The organism is Streptomyces sp. NPDC101237, from assembly GCF_044767465.1.
Lineage (GTDB): Bacteria > Actinomycetota > Actinomycetes > Streptomycetales > Streptomycetaceae > Streptomyces > Streptomyces gramineus.
In genome coordinates this window covers 338909-360182 of record NZ_JBIWNY010000001.1, presented here as the reverse complement: position 1 = coordinate 360182, position 21274 = coordinate 338909, and the positions used below count along the sequence as shown (strand labels likewise).

Sequence of the window (21274 nt, the reverse complement as noted above, 5' to 3'; positions counted from 1 at the left end):
GTCCCTTCCGTTCCACCACGGCACCAGAATCCCGCCGTACTGCACCAGACTAACGGCGCAACGCCCGGGGTTTGCCTTCGTCCACAGGCTGTGTGGAGTCCAGGTGCGCCCAGACGATCAGCCGATGACTGTGCCCCCATTCCGGATCGCACGTGGTCAGCGTGAGATACCGGCCCGGACCCGTATACCCGGACTTACGTGGCACAGGGTCGATCACTTCAACGTCTGTCGGAACTGTTTTGTAGGGGCCTTTGTCGATCCGATACGTGAACCAGGTCGTACCGTCCGTCAGTACGATCGCGTCGCCCGTGCGGAGCCGCGGGAAGTCCAGGAACGGGTCGCCGTAGGTGCGGCGATGGCCGGCGACCGCGAAGTTGCCCTCCTGGCCCAGCCGGGCGGTCCGGGCGTAGTGGGCGAGGCCCTTCTGCAGCACGTCGGTGCCGGTGCCCTCCAGGACCGGCTTGTTCCACGTGAAACCGAACCGCGGGATGTACATGATCGCGAAGGGCTTGCCGTAGTGGTACGCGGCCGGCGCCGCGGGGGCGGCGCTCGCCCCGGTCCTGGGCCGCACCGTGGCGCTGTCCGACCACTGGCGCTGCAGCCGGTCGATCTGGTCGTGCATGACGCCGTCGGCCTTCACCCCGGTCCAGAACAGCACGTACACCACGAAGAGGACGATGAGGGTGCCGACGGTGATGCACAGCTCGCTGACGGTCCTGACGATCACGCGCACCGGCGGCTCCAGAGGACGACGGGCTGTTTACCCCACGGGCTTCGCGTAGTGCAGATCCACTGTGCCCGAGTAGCCCGGCAGAGTCACCGTCCCGTCCTCGGTGACTTTCCAGCCGAGGCCGTACACGTTGACGTACACCATGTAGTTCTGGATCGCCGCGGAGTCCGCGAGCGCCTGCTGCATCTTCGCGGGGTCCCCGACCGCCTGGATCTTGTACGGCGGTGAGTAGACGCGGCCCTGGAGGATCAGCGTGTTGCCCACGCACCGGACGGCGCTGGTGGAGATGAGCCGCTGGTCCATGACCTTGATGCCGCGGGCACCGCCCCGCCACAGGGCGTTCACCACGGCCTGCAAGTCCTGCTGGTGGATGACCAGGTAGTCGGGCTGCGGCTCCGGGTAGCCGGGGAGCTTGGCGGTGGCGTTCGGCGGGGCGTCGTTCAGCGTGACGGTGATCGCGTCGCCGGTCAGCTTCTGGGTGCCCGCGTCCTTCTCCAGGCCCGAGAGCTTGTCGTCTTCGGCCTTGCTGGAGCCGTCGTCCCGTTCGGCGAGCTTCTCGTTCCGGTCCCGCGAGCCCGCGATGGACTCGTCCAGCTCCTTGTTCTTGCGGCTGCGCTCCTGGATCAGGTCGGACAGCTTCAGCAGATTGTCGTCCGAGCGGATGTCGGTGCCCTTGGCCGTGTTGAAGCTGGTGAAGAAGAGAAGACCGGCCAGGGCGAAGACGGCCACGGTGAGAATCCGCACCGGCCGGAAGCCGGCCTTGCGCGCCGGGCCCGCACCCGTTGATCCGGTGGCGTTGGAGTCGGCAGAATTGCTCAACGTACCCTTATCTCCTTCGGCGCCGCGGAAGCACTACGCTAACGGACGCCCGGGGGAGCGGTCAGTGCGCCCTTGCTGTCCCCTTGTACGCTGCTCCGAGCCCGACCCAGTTACCTGCGCGGCCACGCAGCGCATCGACAGGAGAGACCCTCGTGCCGAAGTCACGTATCCGCAAGAAGGCCGACTACACGCCGCCCCCGGCGAAGCAGGCGACCGCCATCAAACTGAACAGCCGTGCCTGGGTCGCGCCGGTGATGCTGGCCATGTTCCTCATCGGACTGGCCTGGATCGTCGTCTTCTACGTGACCGACGGCTCGCTGCCGATCGACAGCCTCGACAACTGGAACATCGTCGTGGGCTTCGGGTTCATCGCGGCCGGCTTCGGCGTCTCCACGCAGTGGAAGTAGCTCTGCCCAGGGTTGTTCGCTGAGTTATCCACAGACCTGGCCTCCTGTCCACACCCTCCTGGGGAAAAGAAGACGATCTGTGGATAACCCGCTGGGCGTTGACGCCGGTACGACTACCACAACGCCCGTCGCAACTTGACGCGCCCCCTCCCTGACCTGCGACGACACAGGTGAGATAGAGGGGGCGCAGTCGTTCGCGCACGTTGTGCACAAGATCCGCCACCGACTGTGGACAACGGTTCGGTATCGGTGCGGTGAGCCGCCGTGCTCCGGGCCCGAACGAGCCGTGCGGGCGGTTGACACGGCCCAGGGCGGCCGCGCGGGCGGTTCGGCTCAGGTGAGCTGTGCGGTCCGGACGACCGTGATGACCAGGGACACGACCAGGACCAGCGCACAGGTGCCGTACTGGATGAGGTTCCGTCGCTCGCGCGGGGCGTGCACCATCGCGTAGCCGGTGACGACACCGGCGACCAGGCCGCCGATGTGGGCCTGCCAGGCGATCCCGCCGCTGAAGGTGAAGATCAGGTTGATCACCAGCAGGGCGATGATCGGCCGCATGTCGTAGTTGAGCCGGCGGATGAGGACCGCGGTCGCGCCGAAGAGGCCGAAGATGGCACCGGACGCGCCGAGCGAGGGCTGGTTCTGGGCGGCCAGCAGATAGCTGAGGGCGCTGCCGGCCAGGCCGGAAACCAGGTAGAGGGTGATGTACCGCGCGCGGCCGAGCGCCGCTTCCAGCGGGCCGCCGATCCACCACAGGCTGAGCATGTTGAACGCGATGTGCATGTAGTTCGAGCTGTCGTGCAGGAACATCGCGGTCAGCAACCGGTAGTACTGGCCCTGTGCGACGCCTTCGATGTCGCCGAACTGCGGGAAGAAGGCCTGGCCGATCAGGTCGAAGCGGTCGGTGAAGTTGTCCCCGACGGACAGCTGGACCAGGAAGACCGCGATGTTCAGGCCGATCAGGATCTTGGTGAGCAGGCGCGGGTCGGCGGTGACGGTACCGCCGGCGATGGTGCGGGGGCGGGTGTCGGCCGCGGGCGGGCCGCTCGCACCGGGGGCGGTGCCGCGGACGCACTCGGGACACTGGAAGCCCACGGAGGCGCTGACCATGCACTCGGGGCAGATGGGGCGCTCGCAGCGGGTGCAGCGCACACCGGTCTCCCGGTCCGGGTGCCGGTAGCACTTGGGCAGGCTGTGGGCGTCGCGCTCGCTGCCTGTCGCCTGGTCCTCCATGGGGTCCCCTCGTTCGTCGTGGGCAATACGCCGCCCCGCACATCCTTACGGACGAGCGGGGCGTTTGGTTCCCTTCGGCCGGATCAGCCGCCGCGCTTCTCGACGACGACCGTCTCCACGACGACGTCGTTCTCCGGGCGCTTGTTCGGCCCGCTGACGGGGGCCGCCGCGATCTTGTCCACGGTCTTCTGGCTGTCCGCGTCGAGGACCTCGCCGAAGATGGTGTGCTTGCGGTTGAGGTGCGGCGCGGGATTGACCGTGATGAAGAACTGCGAGCCGTTGGTGCGGGGTCCCGCGTTGGCCATGGCCAGCAGGTAGGGGCGGTCGAAGCGGAGGTCGGGGTGGAACTCGTCCTCGAACTTGTAGCCGGGTCCGCCGATGCCGGTGCCGAGCGGGTCACCGCCCTGGATCATGAATCCGCCGATCACCCGGTGGAAGACCGTGCCGTCGTACAGACGGTCCGTGGAGACCGCGCCGGTGGCGGGGTGGGTCCACTCACGCTCGCCCTGCGCCAGTTCGACGAAGTTCTTGACCGTCTTCGGCGCGTGGTTCGGGAAGAGCCGGACCTCGATGTCACCGAGACTGGTCTTCAAGGTGGCGTAGAGCTGCTCGGCCACGGTCCGCCTTCCGTTGTTCTCTCGTGTGCGCGGGGGGTGACCCGGTACCGGGTTCGCCCTCACGATCCTCGCACGCCGCGGCGGCCCGGTGGCCCGCCAGGCCGCTCCCCACACGGATCCTCACGAATCGCTTGCGGAAACCCCGACGGGGTACTCCGGTCGGGAGCGCTGGGCACCGATCCATGGCATCGTCGTGGGCAGGTCCCTCTCAGCTCCGGTTGCACCCGTATGCCCGTCCTCGCGCGCCGCCCGGCCCGTCGGCAGGCATGATCCGTTAAAGGGTGGAAAGTCGAAATACCGTACGCCACCGAGGAGGAGGAAACCCGTGACCCGCAAAGAGAGCGTGCGCGCCGCGACCAGCTCGGCGAAGGACAGCGTGCGGCACGCCGCGGAAGTGGTGGCGCCCTACGCCGACACGGCCAAGGAGCGTGCCGCGTATTACGCGCAGGAGGCACGCGTACGGCTCGCGCCCGTGGTGTCGCAGGCCGCCGAGCAGGCCCGCGTCCAGTACGACGCCCGTCTCGTGCCGCGTCTGGAACAGGCGCGGACCCATGTGCCGCCGATGGTGGACCAGGCGGCACACGATGCAGCCGACCTGACCCGCAAGGCCGCCCGGCAGGCGGCCGACTACTCGCGTCCGAGGATCGAGCAGGCCGTGGCGGCGGCCGGGCCGGTCCGCGACGAGGCCGCGTCGCGTGGCGCGGCCGCACTGGCCGCGCTGCGTGGCAATGTCTCGGCCGAGGAGATCGCGAAGCTGGCCCGCAGGAACGAGCGGCGTTCGTCGTTCGGCCGCGCCGTCAAGGCGTTCGCCGTGGTCGGTGTCCTGGCCGGTGCCGCTTTCGCCACGTGGAAGTGGTGGGACAAGCAGGCCAACCCGGACTGGCTGGTCGAGCCGCCGGCGGCCACGGAGGTCCCGGAGCCGGGCCGTCTCAGCTCGGTGGACGGCAGTGCCGCCCTGCATCCGGAGGTCCAGGCCAAGGAGGCGGAGGAGCAGGCGTCCCGCGACGACCAGGAACTCTGAGCCGAGGTTTCACGTGAAACAGGCGCGCCACCGTGTCCCGCGGGTACGGGGCGCAGCGGCGCGCCTGTGCTCCGTGCGAGGGGAAACGCGGCCGGCGGGCGTCCTCACCAGCTGATCCGGGCCGCCACCGGCCGGTGGTCGCTGCCGGTGGCGGGCAGCCTCCAGGAACTCCGGGGCCCTGGTCCGTGCCGATGTCGACCGCCCGCGTGTCCGACAGCGGCAGCCTGCTCCACAGCCCGACCGTGCCGAGCACCGCGCGGTAGGGGTACGCCGTTGCCAGCGCCTTCTCGTACGTGCCCGTGGCCCGACCGGTCAACTCCTCCAGGGCGAGCACGTCCGCGCCGGAGGCGGCCAGGGCGCGGGCGGTGCCGGCCGGGTCGGGGTTGTCGGCTTCGACGTGGTGGCAGGCCACCGTGAGGTCGCCGCCCGGGAGGGACGGGTCGGCGAGCAGCCCTCCGAAGAGGTTCAGCCACACCACGGTGGACAGCAGCAGCGCGGCCAGGGCAGCGGCGGAGCGGCGCCACAGCGCGGCGGCCAGCAGCACCGGCAGGGGCAGGCCGCACCAGGGCAGGAGGCTCTCCACGAGAGGTCCACCGGGACGGCCGCCATGTCGCCCTGACCAGAAAGCAGTTCGCGGTGCTGGAGGTCCTTGTCGGCGCGGAGGGCGGTGTGGTCGGCGCCGAGGAACTCCTGGAGCGGGCGTGGGACGAGAACGCCGACCCGTTCACCAACGCCGTGCGCATCACGGTCTCCGCGCTGCGCAAGCGGCTCGGCGAGCCCTGGGTCATCTCCACCGTGCGGCCATCGTCCAGTCCATCGCCCAAGCCCACGACGGAACCCTCACCCTCACCCCGCGGTCCGCCGGGGGCCTCCGGGTCACCGTCGAACTGCCCGGTACCGCTTCCGCCACGTGACGTAGCCGGACCGGGACGGCCCGTACGCGCGCGCACCGACCCTGGTACCGACACGAAAAACCCCTCCGGCCTGCGTTCTAGCAGGTCGGAGGGGTGTCACGGGGTGGAGCCTAGGGGAGTCGAACCCCTGACATCCGCCATGCAAAGACGGCGCTCTACCAACTGAGCTAAGGCCCCGTAAGGGAAGCGCCGACCCTGCGGAACGTCCGCCGACCGGTGCCGCAGACCAGAGTACCGGGTCACCCCCCGTACCTCACAAAAAGATTGGGGGTCCCCGCAGATGACCACGCTCCGTAAGATGCTCGACGGGGGTTCGCTGTAGCGAACCGTGGATTTTTTGGGGAAGCGATGGGGAGACGCAATGGACGCCGCACAGCAGGAAGCCACCGCCAGAGCGCGGGAGCTGCAGCGGAACTGGTACGGGGAGCCGTTGGGGGCGCTCTTCCGTAAGCTCATCGACGACCTGGGGCTCAATCAGGCTCGTCTCGCGGCGGTCCTCGGACTGTCCGCGCCCATGCTGTCGCAGTTGATGAGCGGACAGCGGGCGAAGATCGGCAACCCGGCCGTGGTCCAGCGGGTGCAGCTGCTCCAGGACCTGGCGGCGCAGGTCGCGGACGGCAGCGTGAGCGCGGCCGAGGCGACCGAGCGGATGGACGAGATCAAGAAGTCCCAGGGGGGCTCGGTGCTCAGCAACACCACGCAGACGACGAGCGGTTCGGGCGCGCCCACGGTGAAGCGGGTGGTCCGCGAGATCCAGTCGCTGCTGCGCTCGGTGGCGGCCGCCGGTGACATCATCGACGCGGCGGACACCCTGGCTCCGACCCATCCGGAGCTCGCGGAGTTCCTTCGCGTCTACGGCGCCGGCCGCACGTCCGACGCCGTCACGCACTACCAGTCGCACCAGAGCTGAGCCACGGCCCGGCGCACCGGAGGGGGTCCGGTGAACCGGGCGGGGCCCGGCCCTGGCCGAGGGGGTCACGCGAGAGGGGTCGCATCGCTCATCGGGGGGAAGGCAACGGGGGTGTGAGGCAGGGGGGACCGAGGGGACCGCAGGGGGAGGGCTACGGGCAGTCATGGGTGAGGTCTTCGCAGGCCGGTACGAACTGGCCGACCCGATCGGTCACGGCGGGGTGGGTGCCGTCTGGCGCGCCTGGGACCACCGGCGCAAGCGCTACGTGGCCGCCAAGGTGCTCCAGCAGAGCGACGCCCACGCGCTGCTGCGCTTCGTGCGGGAGCAGGCGCTGCGCATCGACCATCCCCACGTCCTGGCCCCGGCCAGCTGGGCCGCCGACGACGACAAGGTCCTGTTCACGATGGACCTGGTCGCCGGCGGCTCGCTGGTCCACCTCGTGGGGGACTACGGTCCCCTGCCTCCCGGCTTCGTCTGCACGCTCCTGGACCAACTGCTCTCCGGCCTCGCCGCCGTGCACGCCGAGGGCGTCGTCCACCGGGACATCAAGCCCGCGAACATCCTGCTGGAGGCCAGCGGTACGGCCCGTCCGCGGCTGCGTCTGTCGGACTTCGGCATCGCCATGCGGTTCGGTGAGGCCCGGCTGACCGAGACCAACCTCGTGGTCGGCACGCCCGGTTACATCGCACCCGAGCAACTTCTCGGCGCGGAGCCCGACTTCAGGGCCGACCTGTTCGCCGTCGGCCTGGTCGCCCTGTTCCTCCTCGAAGGCGCCAAGCCCGACGCCAAGGCGCTCGTCGAGCACTTCGCCGAGCACGGCACGCCGGGAGCGCCCAAGGGCATTCCCGAGCCGCTGTGGCAGGTCGTCGCCATCCTCCTCCAGCCCGATCCGGAGCGCCGCTTCCGCACGGCCACCGGCGCGCGCAAGGCCCTGGCCCAGGCCGTGGAACTCCTCCCCGAACCGGGTGCCGACGACGAGTTGATCGAGATCTTCGACCAACTGGGTCCGCTGCCGCCGGGGTTCGATCCCACGGGCCCGCTGAGACAGGCGTCCGGGATCGACCCGACAGGGACCACGACGGACGCGGCCCACCCAACTGGCGTCTCGGCAAGCCCGAGTTCGCGCGCGGGCGCCGGTCCGGCGGATCATGCCGCGACACCGGAGCCGGACCCGGCGACACCGAGCGGATCGGGCCCCGTCCCGGCGGCCGCGGACCGGACGGGGAGCACGGACCCGAGACCGGCAGCGGACCCGAGACCGGGCGCCGGCCCGCCTCCGGCCGAGGCCCCCTCCACCGGCTCCACCCCGGTCCCGGCCGACATGTCCGACACGGGGAGCTTCCGTCTCCCACCGCCCACCACGCCGTTCTCCCCCGCCCCGCACCCGGTGTCCGCGCAACAGCCGCGGCCCGCACCGCCGTACCCGTCGTACGCCGCCCATCAGCAGCCGCGGCCGGACCCGCAGCACACCCCGTGGCCCCCGGTCCAGCCCCTTGTGCCGGCCCAGCCGCTCGGCGGCTCCACCGGGACCGGCGGCACGGCCACCTACACCGCCCACGACCCGCAGCCGGCGCCACGGCCTCCGGCGCGCACCCATGGCCGACGTCGGCGCAAGGCGCGCCGGCCCGGGCCGCCCGCGGTGGCCGTCGTGCCCATTCTGCTGCTGGCGCTGGCCTGTTACGCCGTGGGCTTCTGGGCGTTGACCCGGATCTGAGCCCGGCGGGCGGTCAGCGTCCACACGCCGAGGCCCAGGAGCAGGGCGGTGCCCGTGCCGATCCCGCCTGCCGCGAGCAGCCGCATCGACGTGCCGCCGCCACCGGCCGGGGCCGACAGGCCGTCGCCGCCCTGGTCCGACGGCGGGTCGAAGACGCCCTTCGGGACGGGTGAACCGGCGTACCGGGGACCGGATCCGGGGGCGCCGTCGACGCGGACCCGCAGGGTCACGTCGTAGGGCCCCGCGCCGAAGGTGTCGCCGGTCTGGCGGGTGAGGTGGACGACGAGGTAGTAGGCGCCGGCGAAGCGGACGGAGTTCTCCTCGCCGGGTACGGCGTACCGGTTGGCGTACGCCACGGGTGGCAGGGGCGCCAGCGAGGACGCCTTCTGGGTGCCGTCGTAGCCGAGGGAGACGTCCTCCACGGAGCCGCGGACCGGGTTGTACAGGGAGAGGTTGAGCGCGGCGCTGACATAGCCGTGGCCCTGGCCGCCGCTGCCCAGTTCGACGGTGGCGTGCAGTTGCTGTCCCCAGTCGACCGGGACCGCGTAGTACAGGGTCCGGCCCGGGCTGATCCCGGTCCGCCAGACTCCCGGGCCCAGGGTGCGGGCGGTGGCGAATCCGGCGCCCGCGGTTCGGCGGCGGGCGGCACCGGTGACCGGCTCGGGGGAGGCCGAGTCCCAGGTCCCGGGTGCGGTGGTGGCGCCCGCCTCGACCAGGCCCGGTTCGGTGACGGGCGCGATCTCCAGGTCCCAGCTGCCCGGGGTCGTGGTCCGCGAGCCGGAGGCCAGCCGTTCGACGACCACGTAGTAGGTGCCCGCGTCCTTGCACAGCGACCGGCCCGTGTCCCGGCGTCCCAGCGCCGTGATCGGCCGGGGGCTCAGCCCGGCGCCGAAGCGGGCGCCGTCGTAGCCGCAGGTGGCACCGTTGGCGTCCTGGACCGTCACGCCGATGCCGTCGCTCGCCGAGACGGTGGCGTCGGCCGGCGGCACCGCCGTGACCGGGACGTAGGCGGTGGTGCCGGCGGCGAGTTCGAGGCGGAAGTACAGCTTGCCCTGGTCCGGAAGGGTGCTGCGGTAGGTCGTGCCCGGCTCCAGCGGTTCGGCGGCCGAGCTGCCGCCGGCTCCAGTGATCGTGCGGGCGTCCGGGGCGAAGGCGTAACCGCTGCCGTCGTCCGCCGCAACCGGAGAGGCCGACAGCAGCGCCGTCAGCAGCGCCGCCGGCACCGCCGTCAGCGCGCGGGCGGCCGTCGCGCCGCCTCGCCGTCCCGTCGCCGTACGCCACCGCCGTATCACGCGCGCCCCCAGCACTCGCTCGTCAGCCGTCCAGGCCCGGACCGGGCCCATACTGCCGCGCGTGTCCCCGCGCCACCCGGCGATTCGCGCGACCGTCCGAAACGGCCCCCTCGCGCGCCCCGGACCCGCCGGACGGCCCGGGACAACGCAAAACCCCGACCGCCAGGCGGTCGGGGTCTCAGTGTCGTTGGTTGTCGGTACTCACGGACCCGTGGGCACGGAGTCAGTCGCCTCCGTCCACAGATCCTGCTCGGCGCGATCCGCCTGGATCTGGCGGTACACGAGGAGCCCGCCGATGGCGGCCAGTGCGACCAGGAGAAGCTTCTTCACCGCGCGACCTCGTCTCTTCCTTGACGTAGGGGACCTCTGGCGCCCGACTATACACACCGACCGATATCGATCGGTGACCTGGCATCCGGCCCCAACTCCGGCTCACCGCACGGTGTTGCGGGGGGCGTCGCGCCCGGCCTGGCGTTCCCGGCGGAGGGTGATCACACCTCCACGGACGGTTACTTTGCGCCCTCTCGCCCGCTTTCGCGGGCCTTTCTTCTGATTTTTTGGACCTCTTGCGTCCGTCCGGGTGGTGTTCATCAGAACATCGCCGCGCCACCGGTCGACGTCCCCCACTTCGCGACGCTCATACACATCATGAGGAAAGTACGCAAATCGCCCAACCCGAAAGTGAGGGGCCATGGCTCGGAACGCCAAGGTCATGAAGTTGTGGACCGCCTTTGTCACCGCCTTCCTGGCGCTGTGCACGGCGCTCGGACTCGTCTCCGCCACCACCGCCGCCGCGGTACCGCAGACCGAGACCCCGCGCAACAGCAACACCGGGGACGAGCAGGGCCCGGCCGACAAGGTGATGATCCCGGCACAGACCCACTGGCTCTGGTCACAGGCCAGGTCCCTGCCCCCCACGATGAAGCAGCGCATCAGGGCCGAGGCCCACGGAAAGACCCCCGGCTGCCGACAGCGGCCCCTGGACACGACGGAATCGGACAACCCGGCCGAACCCCCCGCGGCGAACCTCGACTGCTGATTCTCCCCAGACGGCTCAGACGCAACGGCGCAAGGGCGACTTGCGTACGTACCAGCGCCTACTGCGACACAGACCCGCGACCGGGATCCGGCCGCGGGTCTTCGCACGTCCGGGCCCGGGAGGGCCTCCCGCCCCGCCGTCGTCTCCCCCAGGACACGCTGCACGCCGGTTCTTCCGCGGAACACGCCGCTCCCCGGCTCCTGCGCGGGCCACTCGACTCCTCAGCTCCTCTTCAGGAGTCGTAGGCTGAAGAGGTGCCCAAGGCGTACGAGGAGATCGCCGACGACCTGCGCCGCTCCATCAGGACCGGCGGCCTCGAACCCGGTGCCCGCCTGCCCGCCGAGACGGAACTGGCCCGGCGGTTCGGCAAGAGCGTGCCCACGGTGAGAAACGCCCTGCGCATGCTGAGCGCGGAGGGCCTGATCGACAAGCGGCACGGCAGCGGCACCTTCGTGCGCAGACCCCGCACCCGCACGCTCCGCGACAACACGCGCCTCCAGTGGGAGAAGGACCGCGCCCGGATGCCGGAGGCCGCCCGTGCGGCGACCGGCGCGACCGAGCACGAGACCGGACTGGTCCTCGACGACCTGGTCTTCTTCGCCCGCTACCGCGAACTCGGCGCGCCCGGCGACCTGGCCGAGGTGTTCGGGGTGCCGGCGGGCACGGTGCTCCTGGAACGCACCTACCGGACCCGGTGCTCGGCCGAGCCCGCGCCCTTCAGCCTGGTCAGCTCCTACCTCGTCCGGGACCTGATCGCGGCGAACCCGGCGCTCCTGGACGAGACCAGGGAGCCCTGGCCGGGCGGCACCCAGCATCAGCTGCGCACCGTCGGCATCGAGGTCGCCCGCGTCGAGGAACGCGTCACCGCCCGGCCGCCCACGCCCGAGGAGGCCCGGGAGCTGGACCTGCCGGCCGGCACCTCGGTGATCGTGCTGCGCAAGACGTCGTACGACGTCCACGGCCGTGTCGTGGACGTCTCCGTCGTCACGCTCCCGGGCGACCGCACGGAACTGCTCTTCACCACATACCTGGAAAGGTGGTGAGCGCCGCAGTGAGCCGGTGCGTCACCGTCGTCACCGCGGTCCACGCGCCGTCGGCCCGTTTCCTGCCCGAGGCCTACGGGTCGTTGTGCGAGCAGCGGCTGCCGGACGGCTGGCGGTGGCGGTGGCTGATCCAGGAGGACGGCCACGGCGACGAGGTCCGTCCGTACGTCCCGGACGACCCCCGCGTGTCGTACCGGCAGGGCCGTCCCGGTGGTCCCGGCGTCGCCCGCACCCTCGCGCTGGCCCGGGCCGAGGGGCCCTACGTCAAGATCCTCGACGCCGACGACCAGCTCCTGCCGGGCGCGCTGGCCCGTGACCTGGCCGTCCTGGAGGCCCGTCCGGCGGTCGGCTGGGCCACCTCACGCGTCCTGGACCTGCTGCCCGACGGCTCCACGGCGGGTTTTCCCGGCGATCCGGCGGACGGGCCGCTCGAACCGGGGACGGTGCTCGCCTCCTGGGCGGCGAACGACTTCCGGGCCCCGGTCCACCCGGCGGGCCTCTTCGTCCGCCGCGACCTGCTGCTCGCCCTGGGCGGCTGGATGGCGCTGCCCGCCTCCGAGGACACCGGGCTGCTGCTGGCGCTGGACGCGGTCAGCCGGGGCTGGTTCACGGCGGAGGCCGGGCTGCTGTACCGCAAGTGGCCGGGCCAGGTCACCGCCCGGCCCGCGCACACCGACCCGGCCGAACGGCAGGCCCGGATGGCGGTCGTGGCGGCCCGGGCACGGGCACTGGCCGAGTTCGGCTGGCGCTGCCCGCCCGAGCCGGACCGGGACCGGCCGGTGCCGCACCCCTCGCCGGAGGGGTCCTAGGGCATGAGCGTCGCCGCGTCGGTCCGGGAGAAGACCAGGTCGCTCTCCTCCGTCACCGGTCCCTCCCAGCGGACCGGAGCCAGCGGCCCGTCGTGCAGGGCTTTCGGGTAGCTGTCCGCCGCGTAGCTGTTGGCGAGCCGGTAGACGTGGTAGCCGGCGTCGGTCATGGTGCGCAGCAGGTCATCGGCCGAGTCGCCGAGCTGCGCCATGCGGTCGGGGGTGACCTCGACGGTGATCTCGGCGTCCGGTCGCAGTCTCTCCAGCAGCGGGACGAGCCCCCGCACCACCGCGCCCTCGGCGCCCTCCACGTCGATCTTGACGACCCGTGCGGTCGCGATCTCCTCGGGCAGCAGCAGCTCGGGCAGCGGCACGGCCTCGATGTCGAAGCTCGACTCGGCCGGGCCGTCCCACGGGACGATGCTGTTGGCGCCCAGGTTGGCGGAGCTGGCGAGCACGAAGGTCAGGGTGCGGGGCTTGTCGGAGACGGCGGCGTTGACCGCCCGGATGTTCCGGCAGCCGTTGAGCGCACTGTGCTGTTCGAGGCGGCGGTGGAAGGCGGGAGAGGCCTCGACGGCCACGACCCGGCCCCGTTCCCCGACCAGCCCGGAGGCGAGGACGCTGAAGACACCGATGTTGGCGCCCACGTCCACGAAGCAGTCCCCCGGCGCCAGCCGGCCGCGCAGCCAGTGGGTCATGTGCGGTTCCCACACCCCGAAGAGGTAGAGGTAGCGCTGGATGAGGTCCCGCGTGTCGACGGCGAACCGGGCGCCGGAGCGCGTCCGGACGACCCGGCGGCGCGGGTGGTCGCGCAGGTAGGCGTTGAGCGCGCGGGCCACGCGCGGCTTTCCCCAGGGGGCCGGGAAGTCCTGGACCCAGCCGCGGCCGAGGGTGGCCAGGAGGTCGGTGAGTCCGCTGTCTCCGGTGCGTTCGGTGCCGGTGGTGCTCATCCGCTAGTCGGTGACCCTCGTGCCGTTGATCCGGATCGCCTGGGACGGGCAGCGTTCGGCGATGTCCCGGAGCAGTTCGTCGTCCCCGGACCGCTCGCGTCCGGGCAGGACGAAACCGTACCCGTCCTCAAAGCCGAACACCTCGGGCGCCCGGAAGGCGCACTCGCCCGACCCGTAACAGACGTCGGCGTCGACCGACACGGAGACCTTCATGGGAGGTCCCCTGCCCATCCGGCGGCCGGTCGAACCGGGTTACGTGAAAGGCAGCTGCAGCATCCGGATCGCGTTGCCGCGCAGCAGCTTGTACGCCACCTCGGGTGCCAGCCCGCCGACGTGCTCCTGGGCGACCCGCTTGGTCTCCGGCCAGGTCGAGTCGACGTGCGGGTAGTCCGTCTCGAAGGTCGCGTTGTCCACGCCGACGGTCTCGATCGCCTCGATGCCGTGCCGGTCGCGGAAGAAGCAGCAGAAGATCTGCCGGTAGTAGTACGTCGACGGCGGCTCCGGGACCAGGTCCTTGACCCCGCCCCAGGCGCGGTGCTCCTCCCAGACGTCGTCGGCGCGTTCCAGGGCGTACGGGATCCAGCCCATCTGCCCCTCGCTGTAGGCCAGTTTGAGGCGCGGGAACCGCACCAGGACCCCGGAGAAGAGGAAGTCCATCATCGAGGCCATGGCGTTGTTGAAGCTCAGCGAGGCCTGCACGGCGGGCGGGGCGTCGGGTGAGGCCGCGGGCATCTGGGAGCTGCTGCCGATGTGCATGTTGACGACCGTCCCGGTCTCCTCGCAGACCGCGAAGAACGGGTCCCAGTAGCCGGAGTGGATGGACGGCAGGCCCAGGTAGGTAGGGATCTCGCTGAAGGTGACCGCACGGACGCCGCGCGCGGCGTTGCGCCGGATCTCGGCGACGGCGAGGTCGATGTCCCACAGCGGGATCAGGCACAGCGGGATCAGCCGGCCGCCGCTGTCGCCGCACCACTCCTCGACCATCCAGTCGTTGTAGGCGCGGACGCAGGCCAGCGCGACCTCCTTGTCCTCGGCCTCGGCGAAGGTCTGCCCGCAGAACCGGGGGAAGGTCGGGAAGCAGAGGGAGGCCTCCACGTGGTTCATGTCCATGTCGTCGAGGCGGGCCTTGGGGTCCCAGCAGCCGCGCCGCATCTCCTCCCGGGTGATGCCGTCGAGGGTCATCTCGTCCCGGGAGAAGCCGACGGCCGCGATGATGCGCTTGTAGGGGAAGAGCAGGCCCTCGTACTCCCACCAGTCGGTGATCTGGCCCTCGGGGTCGGTGGTGAAGCGGTACTTGCCGCCGACGTAGGCGAGTTCGCCGATGCCCGCGGTGAAGGGCTTGGGGCCCTTGTCCCGGTACTTGCCCGGCAGCCACCTCTCGAAGAGGTGCGCGGGCTCGATCACGTGGTCGTCCACGCTGACGACCCTGGGCAGTTCCTGGGTGCCGGTCGCGTTCTCTGCCATGCCTACCCCCTGCTGCCTGCTTGGATGCCCGCTTAACTGACGGTCCATCAGATTGGTGACGGGCTTCAGGCTAGGCCCACGAGCCGGTGCCAGCAAGAGCCGCCGGACCTCTTGCGGGTCGCGCCGCCATCCGCTGAACTGACGGATCGTCAGATGGTGGGACGGATCCGGGGAGGGTGCGGGATGCGATCAGCCTTGCTGAGCGGTGCCGAGTGGTTCGCGGTGCTCCGCATCGGGCTCGGTCTGTGGTGGCTGGAGAGCTGGCGGCACAAGGACAAGAAGCAGTGGTTCGGTGGCGGGGGCATCCGGTGGGCGGCCGGTGTCGCGGAGAAGCACCGCTGGCCGGTGGTCCGGCGGGGCTTCGACACCGTCGTCGCGCCGCGGCCCCGGCTGATGGCCTACGTGGTGGTGTACGCGGAGCTGGCCCTCGGCCTCGGCCTGGCCTTCGGCTTCCTCACACCGATCGCCCTGGTGGCCGGGTTCCTGCTCAACATGATCTACCTGACGCTCATGATCCACGACTGGGCGGAGCAGGGCCAGAACCTGATGATGGCCCTCATCTCCGCGGTCGGTCTGTTCGCCCTGTGCTGGCAGACCTGGTCCCTGGACTCGGCCCTGGGCCTGTTCGCCTCGTAGGCCCACGAGGGCCGGACCTCGCGGGAAGACGAGAGCCGGAGGAGACGCGGGGGAACGGGCGGCCGAGGCGGCCCGTGCCGCGGGCTGACGGCTCTTCGGACGGTGACCCGTGCCGTTCGGCTCCGGTCCCTCCCCACGTGGGGACCGGCGCCGAACGGCGCGGGTGGTCTCGGGCCCCGAGGGGTCCGCTCGGTCGGAGAGCAGCTGCCGTCGGCGCGCCACACCGGCGAGGAACGGCCGGTGGAACCTGACCGAGAACATGCGGTGCCGTGCGCCGGCTCCGCGGACGCTGAGCTGGTCGGCCCGCCGGGCGAGGCCCGGCCATCGCCTTGCTGGATCGAAATCCTGCCAGTCGAGGTGCACATCTGAGGAGGTCCGGACGCCCGGTCCCAGGCTTCGCCGCAGGTCAGCCATATAAAGTGAGTTTTCCGGTCCGGATGTCCAGCAGCCCGGGAGTAAGGGGTGGAGCGCCTTGGGGCCCGACGCAGGGGCACGCGCAGCCTTCGCGGAACGTCTCGCGCTGCTGTACAAGGAGGCCGGCAACCCCCCGCTCAAACGCGTCGCCGAGGCGGTCGACCGGCTGCATCGTATCGATGAGCGGGGCCGTCCCGTACGGGTCTCCGCCCAGCGGATCAGCGACTGGCGCCGGGCGAAGAACGTGCCCGCGCAGTTCGCCGTGCTCGCCGCCGTGCTCCAGATCCTCATCCCCCAGGCCCGGCGCTCCCAGCCGGCCCCCGTCTCCTCCGGGCTGTACGACCTGTCCCAGTGGCAGAAGCTGTGGGAGCGGGCCGTGGCCGACCCGGTCGGCGAGCTGTCCGCGCCGGCGGCGGCCGAGGATCCGGACGCATCCGCACCGCCGGACGGCGTCTGCCCGTACCGGGGTCTGGCCTCCTACCGCCGCGAGGACGCGCGCTGGTTCTTCGGCCGCGAGCGCAGCACCGACGCCCTGATCACCCAGCTCCGCTCGGCGAGTGCGACCGGCGGTCTGGTGATGCTGGTCGGGGCCTCTGGAGCGGGAAAGTCCTCGCTGCTGAACGCCGGAGTGGTCACCGCGCTGCAGAACGGCGCCTTGGCGGAGGAGGCGGAGCACCCGCACGAGGTGGTGCAGCTCGTCCCGGGCCCGGAACCGGTCAAGGAACTGACCCGGTGCATACCCGAGCTGGCCGGCCTGAAGGACCTGGAGGATCCGGAGGCCGTGCGGGCGGCGGTCAGGACCTGGGCCGGGAGCGAGGGCGAGGATGTTTCACGTGAAACATGGCCGTCAGGATCCGATACGGCCCGGCCGGTCCTGATCGTCGACCAGTTCGAGGAGACCTTCACCCTCTGCGCCGACGAGGCGGACCGGCACGCCTTCGTCCGGCTCCTGCACACGGCCAGCACCTCCGCCGCTCCTGACGAACCCGCTCCCGCGCTGGTCGTCCTGGGGATCCGCGCCGACTTCTACGAGCAGTGCCTGGGCTATCCCGAGCTGGCCGACGCGCTCCAGCACCGGCACATGGTGCTCGGCCCGCTGACCACGGCCGAGCTGCGCGAGGCGGTGACCGCGCCCGCCAAGGCGGTGGGCCTGGAACTGGAGCCGGGTCTGGCCGAGTTGATCGTCCGCGAGGTGAGCGACGACGGCCCGCGGGGCGCGCACGACGCGGGCGCCCTCCCGTTGCTCTCCCATGCCCTGCTGGCGACCTGGCAGCGCCGCAAGGCGGGCCGCCTGACGCTGGCCGGCTACCGCGCCGCCGGCGGTATCCAGGGCGCCGTCGCCGCGACCGCCGAGCGGGCCTGGACCAGCCTGGACCCGGCCGCCCGGACCGCCGCCCGGCTGCTGCTGCTCCGCCTGGTCCGCCTCGGCGAGGACACCCAGGCGACCCGCAGGCGGGGCACCCGGCGCCAGCTCGCCGCGGAGTCCACCGACCCGAACAAGACGGAGGAGTCGCTCGAAGCGCTGGTGCGGGCCCGCCTGGTGACGCTGGACGCCGAGACCGTGGAGATCACCCACGAGGCGCTGCTGCACGCCTGGCCCCGGCTGCGCGACTGGCTCGACGAGGACCGCAACGGCAATCTGCTGCGCCAGCGCCTGGAGGAGGACGGCCGCTCCTGGGACGAGTCCGGCCACGATCCCGCCCTGCTCTACCGCGGTTCACGGCTGGAGCAGGCCCACACCTGGGCGAGGTCGGCGGACGACACCCTGCTGACCCGCAGCGCGGTGCGGTTCCTGGCGGCCTCGGTACGGCTGCGCCGGCGCACCGTGTGGCTCGGCAGGGCCGCCGTGTCGACGCTGGTCGTGCTGGCGCTGCTGGCCGCGGGCGCCGCCGTGGTAGCCCGGCAGCAGCGGGACGACGCCGTCTTCGAGCAGGTGGTCGCGGAGGCCGACCGGTTCCAGTACTCGGACCCGGCGCTCTCCGCCCAGCTCGACCTGGTCGCACACGACCTGCGTCCCGGTGACGAGGGCGCCGACAACCGCCTCGTGTCGATCGTCAACGCCCCGCTGGCGACGCCGCTGCTCGGCCACACCGGAGCCGTCTACCTCACCACCTTCAGCCCCGACGGCAGGACGCTGGCCACCGCCGCCTACGACCGCACGGTCCGCCTGTGGGACGTCGGCGACCCGACCCGGCCGAGAGCGCTGGGCGCGCCGCTGTCCGGCCACACCAGCTGGGTCTCCAGCGCGGTCTTCAGCCCGGACGGCCGGACCCTGGCCAGCGCAGGCGACGACGGCACCGTACGGCTGTGGAACGTCTCCGACCCGCGGCACCCGGCGTCCCTGGGCACCCCGCTGAACGGTCACGACGGCACGATCTACCTGGTGGCCTTCAGCCCCGACGGCAGGACACTGGCCACCGCCGACGAGGACCACACCGTCCGCCTGTGGGACGTGCGCGACCCGCGCCGCCCCCGCTCGATCGGCACCCTGAGCGGTCACTCCGAGGCCGTACGCTCCCTCGCGTTCAGCCCCGACGGCCGCACCCTCGCGACCGGCAGCGACGACAACGCGATCCTCCTCTACGACGTCTCCGACCCCCGGCGGCCCGCGCGCGTCGGGGCGCCGCTGACCGGGCACTCCGGCACCGTGCACTCCGTGGCCTTCAGCCCGGACGGCCGCACCCTGGCCAGCGGCAGCACGGACGACACCGTGCGGCTGTGGGACGTCACCGACCGGGAGCACGCCAAGGCTCTCGGCGCACCGCTCACCGGCCACACCGGGCCCGTCTGGTCGGTGGCCTTCAGCCCCGACGGCTCGATGCTCGCCGCGGGCAGCGCGGACTCCACCGCCAGCGTGTGGAACGTCGGCAACCCGGCCTACCCCTCGCAGGTGGGCGAGCCGCTCGCGGGCAGCAGCGGGGAGATGTACGCCGTCGGCTGGAGCCCCGACGGGCACACCCTGGCGACCGGCAGCGGAGACGGCAAGGTACGGCTGTGGTCGGTCCCCGGGTCGGACATGATCGGAGCGGCGGGGGCGTTCAGCCCGGACGGTCGGGTCCTGGCCACCGGGGCCGGCGACAGCCGGATGCGGCTGTGGGACATCGCGGACCCGGCCCGGCCCAGGGCGCTCGGCGAGCCGTTCAGGACCGGATGGCGGGACCTGCGCTCGATGGTGTTCACCCGCGACGGCCGCACCCTCGTCATCCTGACCGGCGAGAACAACGTCAACCGGGTGCAGCTGTGGAACATCTCCGACCCGGCCCGTCCGCACCGGTACGGGCCGTCCGTCCGGCTGGAGACCCGGTACGCGGGTGCCGAGGCGCTGGCGATGAGCCCGGACGGCCGGACCGTCGCCGCCGACTACGACGACCGCACGGTCCAGCTCCTGGACATCACGGACCCGGCCCGTCCGAGGCGGCTCGGCCCACCCCTCAGGGGCCACACCGGCTACGTCAACGCGCTGGTCTTCAGCCCGGACGGCAGGACGCTGGCGAGCGGCAGCGCGGACGGCACGGTCCGCCTGTGGGACGTCTCCGACCGGCGCCGCCCCAGGGCCCTCGGCAGACCCCTGACGGGCCATCTGGGCCCCGTCAACACCCTCGCCTACAGCCCCGACGGCGCGACGCTGGCGAGCGGCAGCGACGACGACACGGTCCGCCTGTGGAACGTCTCCGACCCGGCCCGCGCGACCCGGCTGGGCGCCGCCCTCACCGGTCACACCGAGGCGGTGGTGTCCCTGACCTTCAGCCGCGACGGCAGGACCCTGGCCAGCGGCGGCAACGACAACACGGTCCGGCTCTGGAACGTCTCGGCCCCGTCCGCCGCCCACCCCATCGGCCAGTCCATGAGTCCGAACGCCAAGACGGGCAACTTCCTCTCGTTCAGCCCGAGGAGCAACATGCTGGGCGTCTCCAGCGGCGCGGGCACGGTCCGGCTGTGGAGCCTGGACGTCGACCGGGCCGTCAGCCGCATCTGCTCGGCCACCCGCAACGTCCTGACCGAGGCGAAGTGGCAGGAGTACCTCCCCCGGCTCGCCTACGACCCGCCCTGCGACACCTGAACCCGCCCGCCGCCTGACCGCCTTTGAGTGATCCCGATCACAACTGCACACGACGGCTGAGAAGTTGACTCCCACCGCACAGGCCGCCTTGTTAGGCTGGCCTCAACCCGGTCGCTGGTGCATCCCCCGTCGCCAGCGACCGGGCTTTTGCGTTCCCGGCGCCGGCCCCCCGCACCACCACCGGCTCCGCCGCCGCTCAACGCCGAAGGCCCCCGATCCGTCCGGACCGGGGGCCTTCGTACTGGTGGGGCTAACAGGATTTGAACCTGTGGCCTCATCCTTATCAGGGATGCGCTCTAACCAACTGAGCTATAGCCCCGCCGCGCTTTGCGGTGTGTCCCGCGCGCTGACTCCTGAAGATTAGCGCACGACCGGGGCAGTCCCAAAATCGGTTGTCGGGGGACCGACGGCAGAGGTTTGGACTCCGGTTACTCGTCCTCGGCCAAGGTCAGCTCGATGCCGCCGACGAAGCCCGCGGAGAGGTTGTAGATGAACGCGCCGAGCGTCGCCAGCGCCGTCGCGAGGACGACGTCGATGAGCGCGATGATCGCCGTGAACATCAGGACGTGCGGCAGGGACAGGAACGACTGGAGGTCAAAGCCGTTCGACTCGTTCGAGCCGGTCGCCTCCGAGATCGTGCCGCCGACCGTCGAGAACACGCCCATCGCGTCCAGGACCATCCACAGCACCGCCGCCGCCACGATCGAGCAGATGCCGAGCGCGATGGAGAGCAGGAAGCTGACCTTCATCACCGACCACGGGTCGGCCTTGGCGACCCGCAGGCGGGCCTTGCGGGTGCGCGGGGCGGTGCGGGTCCCGGCGCCCGTGCGCGGCCGCCGTACCGCCCCTGCGGGCGCCTGCGCGGCGGTCTGGGCCGCCGGGTAGGCCTGCGGCGGGTGATAGGGACCTCCGGGCTGCTCCTGGCGCCGCTCGCCGGGCAGCGGGGAGGGGTTCGGCTGCTGTCCGGCGGCCGGCTGGGCGCCCGCCGCGGCCTGGCCGCCCCGGGTGTCGGTCACGGTTCCCCCCTGGGTTCCCTTCGCGTCCTTCGCGGACGCCTTGACCGCCTTCAGCTGGGTGGTGTGCGTGTCCATCGGCTGCGCACCGCCCTCGGTGGGCCCGCCGGACGCGGCGGAGCCACGGCCGCCGCCGTCCGCGTCCGTACCCGTGGAGGTACCGGCCGATCCGGCGCCCGTGGCTCCGCTCAC

General features: G+C 71.7%; 20 protein-coding genes, 2 tRNA genes and 2 pseudogenes. 11 read left to right on the top strand and 13 right to left on the bottom strand.

Going from position 1 to position 21274, the window contains the following annotated elements; genetic code table 11:
* Positions 1 to 49: 49 nt before the first annotated feature.
* Both ACIRQ9_RS01705 and ACIRQ9_RS01700 read right to left on the bottom strand, forming a co-directional pair.
* Positions 50 to 733 (bottom strand): class E sortase, encoded by a 684-nt coding sequence (locus tag ACIRQ9_RS01705; protein ID WP_404165990.1) that lies wholly within the window; start codon positions 731 to 733, stop codon positions 50 to 52.
* Positions 734 to 760: 27 nt separating this feature from the next.
* Positions 761 to 1549 carry a DUF881 domain-containing protein gene (locus tag ACIRQ9_RS01700; protein WP_404165988.1) on the bottom strand — a complete coding sequence of 263 codons (789 nt, stop codon included), beginning with the start codon at positions 1547 to 1549 and terminating at the stop codon, positions 761 to 763.
* A gap of 152 nt (positions 1550 to 1701) precedes the next feature.
* On the opposite strand from ACIRQ9_RS01700, the gene crgA reads away from it, so the two are divergent.
* Positions 1702 to 1956, top strand: a complete 255-nt coding sequence (gene crgA, locus ACIRQ9_RS01695; RefSeq protein WP_046727637.1) for a cell division protein CrgA — start codon at positions 1702 to 1704, stop codon at positions 1954 to 1956.
* A gap of 333 nt (positions 1957 to 2289) precedes the next feature.
* Here crgA and ACIRQ9_RS01690 read toward each other — a convergent pair whose 3' ends face one another.
* Both ACIRQ9_RS01690 and ACIRQ9_RS01685 read right to left on the bottom strand, forming a co-directional pair.
* Positions 2290 to 3189 (bottom strand): rhomboid family intramembrane serine protease, encoded by a 900-nt coding sequence (locus ACIRQ9_RS01690; protein WP_404165986.1) that lies wholly within the window; start codon positions 3187 to 3189, stop codon positions 2290 to 2292.
* A gap of 83 nt (positions 3190 to 3272) precedes the next feature.
* Positions 3273 to 3806, bottom strand: a complete 534-nt coding sequence (locus ACIRQ9_RS01685) for a peptidylprolyl isomerase (RefSeq protein ID WP_404165985.1) — start codon at positions 3804 to 3806, stop codon at positions 3273 to 3275.
* 325 nt (positions 3807 to 4131) lie between these two features.
* On the opposite strand from ACIRQ9_RS01685, the gene ACIRQ9_RS01680 reads away from it, so the two are divergent.
* Entirely contained in the window at positions 4132 to 4827 is a 696-nt protein-coding gene (locus ACIRQ9_RS01680; RefSeq protein WP_404165982.1) for a DUF5324 family protein, read from the top strand.
* On the opposite strand, the gene ACIRQ9_RS01675 is transcribed toward ACIRQ9_RS01680, so the two are convergent.
* Entirely contained in the window at positions 4736 to 5410 is a 675-nt protein-coding gene (locus ACIRQ9_RS01675) for an endonuclease/exonuclease/phosphatase family protein (protein WP_404165980.1), read from the bottom strand. The genes ACIRQ9_RS01680 and ACIRQ9_RS01675 overlap by 92 nt on opposite strands.
* On the opposite strand from ACIRQ9_RS01675, the pseudogene ACIRQ9_RS01670 reads away from it, so the two are divergent.
* A pseudogene (locus ACIRQ9_RS01670) lies at positions 5410 to 5625 on the top strand (winged helix-turn-helix domain-containing protein); the annotation flags it as partial. The gene ACIRQ9_RS01675 and the pseudogene ACIRQ9_RS01670 sit on opposite strands and share 1 nt — an antisense overlap.
* A 2-nt stretch (positions 5626 to 5627) precedes the next feature.
* Positions 5628 to 5741: pseudogene (locus ACIRQ9_RS01665) on the top strand (two-component sensor histidine kinase); the annotation flags it as partial.
* A gap of 104 nt (positions 5742 to 5845) precedes the next feature.
* Here the strand turns inward: ACIRQ9_RS01665 and ACIRQ9_RS01660 are convergent.
* A tRNA-Ala gene (locus ACIRQ9_RS01660) sits at positions 5846 to 5918 on the bottom strand.
* 184 nt (positions 5919 to 6102) lie between these two features.
* Between ACIRQ9_RS01660 and ACIRQ9_RS01655 the strand changes: the two genes are divergently transcribed.
* Positions 6103 to 6651 (top strand): transcriptional regulator, encoded by a 549-nt coding sequence (locus tag ACIRQ9_RS01655; RefSeq protein ID WP_046727633.1) that lies wholly within the window; start codon positions 6103 to 6105, stop codon positions 6649 to 6651.
* A gap of 163 nt (positions 6652 to 6814) precedes the next feature.
* Positions 6815 to 8365, top strand: a complete 1551-nt coding sequence (locus tag ACIRQ9_RS01650; protein WP_404165978.1) for a protein kinase — start codon at positions 6815 to 6817, stop codon at positions 8363 to 8365.
* Here the strand turns inward: ACIRQ9_RS01650 and ACIRQ9_RS01645 are convergent.
* Both ACIRQ9_RS01645 and ACIRQ9_RS01640 read right to left on the bottom strand, forming a co-directional pair.
* Positions 8329 to 9657, bottom strand: a complete 1329-nt coding sequence (locus tag ACIRQ9_RS01645) for a hypothetical protein (RefSeq protein ID WP_404165976.1) — start codon at positions 9655 to 9657, stop codon at positions 8329 to 8331. The two genes, ACIRQ9_RS01650 and ACIRQ9_RS01645, sit on opposite strands and share 37 nt — an antisense overlap.
* 201 nt (positions 9658 to 9858) lie before the next feature.
* On the bottom strand, positions 9859 to 9987 hold the full coding sequence (locus ACIRQ9_RS01640; RefSeq protein WP_365601999.1) for a DLW-39 family protein: 129 nt from the start codon (positions 9985 to 9987) through the stop codon (positions 9859 to 9861).
* Positions 9988 to 10348: 361 nt separating this feature from the next.
* Here ACIRQ9_RS01640 and ACIRQ9_RS01635 point away from each other — a divergent pair, with 361 nt between their 5' ends.
* From ACIRQ9_RS01635 to ACIRQ9_RS01625, 3 genes are all read left to right on the top strand, one after another.
* Positions 10349 to 10696, top strand: coding sequence for a DUF6344 domain-containing protein (locus ACIRQ9_RS01635; protein WP_404165974.1), 348 nt, complete (start codon positions 10349 to 10351; stop codon positions 10694 to 10696).
* A gap of 254 nt (positions 10697 to 10950) precedes the next feature.
* Complete coding sequence (locus ACIRQ9_RS01630; protein WP_404165972.1) at positions 10951 to 11739, top strand: GntR family transcriptional regulator; 789 nt, start codon at positions 10951 to 10953, stop codon at positions 11737 to 11739.
* Complete coding sequence (locus tag ACIRQ9_RS01625; RefSeq protein ID WP_404165970.1) at positions 11736 to 12548, top strand: glycosyltransferase family 2 protein; 813 nt, start codon at positions 11736 to 11738, stop codon at positions 12546 to 12548. The genes ACIRQ9_RS01630 and ACIRQ9_RS01625 overlap by 4 nt, the downstream gene beginning before the upstream one ends.
* Here ACIRQ9_RS01625 and ACIRQ9_RS01620 read toward each other — a convergent pair.
* The 3 genes from ACIRQ9_RS01620 to ACIRQ9_RS01610 are packed head-to-tail and all read right to left on the bottom strand — an operon-like array spanning position 12545 to position 14959.
* Positions 12545 to 13495 (bottom strand): FkbM family methyltransferase, encoded by a 951-nt coding sequence (locus ACIRQ9_RS01620; RefSeq protein WP_404165968.1) that lies wholly within the window; start codon positions 13493 to 13495, stop codon positions 12545 to 12547. The genes ACIRQ9_RS01625 and ACIRQ9_RS01620 overlap by 4 nt on opposite strands.
* A 3-nt stretch (positions 13496 to 13498) precedes the next feature.
* On the bottom strand, positions 13499 to 13708 hold the full coding sequence (locus ACIRQ9_RS01615) for a ferredoxin (protein ID WP_404165966.1): 210 nt from the start codon (positions 13706 to 13708) through the stop codon (positions 13499 to 13501).
* A gap of 39 nt (positions 13709 to 13747) precedes the next feature.
* On the bottom strand, positions 13748 to 14959 hold the full coding sequence (locus ACIRQ9_RS01610; protein WP_404165964.1) for an amidohydrolase family protein: 1212 nt from the start codon (positions 14957 to 14959) through the stop codon (positions 13748 to 13750).
* Positions 14960 to 15142: 183 nt separating this feature from the next.
* Here ACIRQ9_RS01610 and ACIRQ9_RS01605 point away from each other — a divergent pair, with 183 nt between their 5' ends.
* Entirely contained in the window at positions 15143 to 15595 is a 453-nt protein-coding gene (locus ACIRQ9_RS01605; protein ID WP_404165962.1) for a DoxX family protein, read from the top strand.
* Positions 15596 to 16067: 472 nt separating this feature from the next.
* The gene (locus ACIRQ9_RS01600) at positions 16068 to 20069 is read left to right on the top strand and encodes a hypothetical protein (protein ID WP_404165960.1); all 4002 of its coding nucleotides are present in this window, start codon (positions 16068 to 16070) and stop codon (positions 20067 to 20069) included.
* A gap of 242 nt (positions 20070 to 20311) precedes the next feature.
* On the opposite strand, the gene ACIRQ9_RS01595 is transcribed toward ACIRQ9_RS01600, so the two are convergent.
* Both ACIRQ9_RS01595 and ACIRQ9_RS01590 read right to left on the bottom strand, forming a co-directional pair.
* Positions 20312 to 20388 (bottom strand) — tRNA-Ile (locus tag ACIRQ9_RS01595).
* Between the two features lie 109 nt (positions 20389 to 20497).
* Entirely contained in the window at positions 20498 to 21274 is a 777-nt protein-coding gene (locus ACIRQ9_RS01590) for a DUF3566 domain-containing protein (RefSeq protein WP_404165958.1), read from the bottom strand.